Below are 2,002 nucleotides of genomic sequence, written 5' to 3' on the forward strand. Positions count from 1 at the left end.
GCCCGCCGCCCGTCCACCCCGGACGGCCGGCGGGCCGGCGTCGTCCGAGGCGGGAGGCAGGGGCGGGGTGCGGGCACGGTCACCTCACCGGCCCGCGCCGACGGACGGCAGGTCCGAGGAGTCGAGGGTGGCCGCCAGCAGCCGCACCAGCTCGTGGCACCGGTACAGCGGACGCCCCTGGTCGTCCAGTCCCGACAGGTCGAGCAGGGCGGTGTCGACCAGCGCCTCCAGCGCGTTCTCCGCCGCGTCCTCGGTCAGGCCGAGCCGCTGTCCCGCCCGCCTGGCGCAGAACGGCTCGTCGCCCAGGTACGGGTCCGCGAGCCCGGCCAGCACGTCGTGCACCGCGGGCGGCAGCTGCTCGACCGAGGAGCGCAGCACCCGGCTCAGGTCCAGGTCACCGAAGGAGAGTTCGGCCAGCCGTGCGGCCGGGTCGGCGAGCCGGGCCGCCAGCCGGGCCGCGGTCCAGTGCGGACGGGCGGCCAGCCGGGCACCGGCGATGGACAGCGCGAGCGGCAGGCCCCCGCAGTACGCCACCAGGTCGTCGGCCGCGTCCGGGTCCTCGTCGAGGCGCTGCCGGCCCGCCCGGGCGGCGAGCAGTTCCAGTGCCGCCCCGTCGTCCAGCAGCGGCAGCGCCAGCGTGTCCCCGCCGGGCACCCGCGCCAGCCGGCTCCGGCTGGTGATCAGCACGGCCGAGTCGCCGGCCGGCAGCAGCGGGGTGAGCTGCCGGTCGCCGGTGACGTTGTCGAGCACCAGCAGCAGCCGCCGCTCGGCCGTACGCGCCCGGTACAGCCGTACCAGCTCGTCCAGGTCGCCCGCGGGCAGCGCGTGGTCGCTCTCACCGAGGGCCCGCAGCAACTGCGCGAGCACCGCGCGCGGAGCCCGCGGGGCGCCGTCCAGGCCGCACAGCTCGGCGAAGAGCAGCCCGTCGGGGAACAGCCCGCCGCTCTCGGCCGCGGCCCGTACCGCCAGCGCCGTCTTGCCGAGGCCGGCCATGCCGGTCACCAGGATCCGCCGCGGCGCACCGCCGCTGTGGCCAAGACGCCCCCGCAGCGCCTCGAGCTCGCGCTCCCGGCCGACCAGTTCGCCGTCCGTGGCGGGCAGCATCGACGGCACCGGCCGTACCCCGGTCGGCGCGCCGCGCCGCGGCCCGAGCGCCAGCTCGCCGCCCAGCACGGCCTGGTACGTGGAGCCCAGCGCCTCGCCGGGGTCGATGCCGAGCTGGTCGGCCAGCACCTTGCGGCCCTCGTAGTAGGTGTGCAGCGCGTCGGCCTGCCGCCCGCAGCGGTACAGCGCCGTCATCAGCTGGGCGCGCAGCCGCTCACGTACCGGGAACTCCGCGACCAGCGCGGTCAGTTCGGCCATGACCTGCTCGTGCCGGCCCAGCTCCAGGTCGGCCTCGATGCGGGACTCGAGGGCCAGCATCCGCTCCTCCTCCAGCGGTGCCGGTTCGGCGTCCAGCATGTGCTCGGTGACGTTCGCCAACGCGGCCCCCCGCCACTGCTCGAGCGCCTCGCGCAGCAGGTCGGCGGCCTCCTCGAAGCGGCGCTCCGCGAGCGCCCGCCGCCCGTCACGCTCCAGCCTGCGGAACTCCACCAGGTCGGTGACGGAACCGGGCGCGCGCAGCACGTACCCCGGCGGCCGCCGGACGATCTCGACCTCCGCGCCGAGCTGCTTGCGCAGCCGCGACATGTAGGTGTAGATCTGCGCGCTCGCCGTCGCCGGCGGCTCCCATCCCCACAGCAGCGTGCTCAGCCGGCTGTCCGACACCACCCGCTCCTGTGCGAGCAGCATGGTCGCCAGCACCGTGTGCATCTTCGAACCGGAGAGGGCGACCCGCTCACCCCCTCGCCACGCCTCCACTGGCCCAAGGACCCGAAACTCCATGGGACACCACCCCCTTCTGGTGCGACCAGCCATCTCTACGGTTTCCGAAGGTAGAGAGGCGCGTTATTGGCGGGTTATCGGCCACGGGACGGGGGGCGCGCGGCGCGGGGGGGGGGGG

1 protein-coding gene is annotated in these 2,002 nt (G+C 75.9%); it reads right to left on the minus strand.

Annotated features, from left to right (window positions below):
* Positions 1-84: 84 nt before the first annotated feature.
* Positions 85-1,812, minus strand: coding sequence for an AfsR/SARP family transcriptional regulator (locus tag V7E45_RS39960; RefSeq protein WP_333779199.1), 1,728 nt, complete (start codon positions 1,810-1,812; stop codon positions 85-87).
* Between the last annotated feature and the right edge of the window lie 190 nt (positions 1,813-2,002).

It is taken from the genome of Streptomyces sp. IBSBF 3136 (assembly GCF_036815105.1).
Lineage (GTDB): Bacteria > Actinomycetota > Actinomycetes > Streptomycetales > Streptomycetaceae > Streptomyces.

Bases quoted from the DNA above. Each gene is read 5' to 3' on its own strand.
- V7E45_RS39960 (WP_333779199.1), bottom strand. From the start codon at position 1,812: ATGCACACGGTGCTGGCGACCATGCTGCTCGCACAGGAGCGGGTGGTG.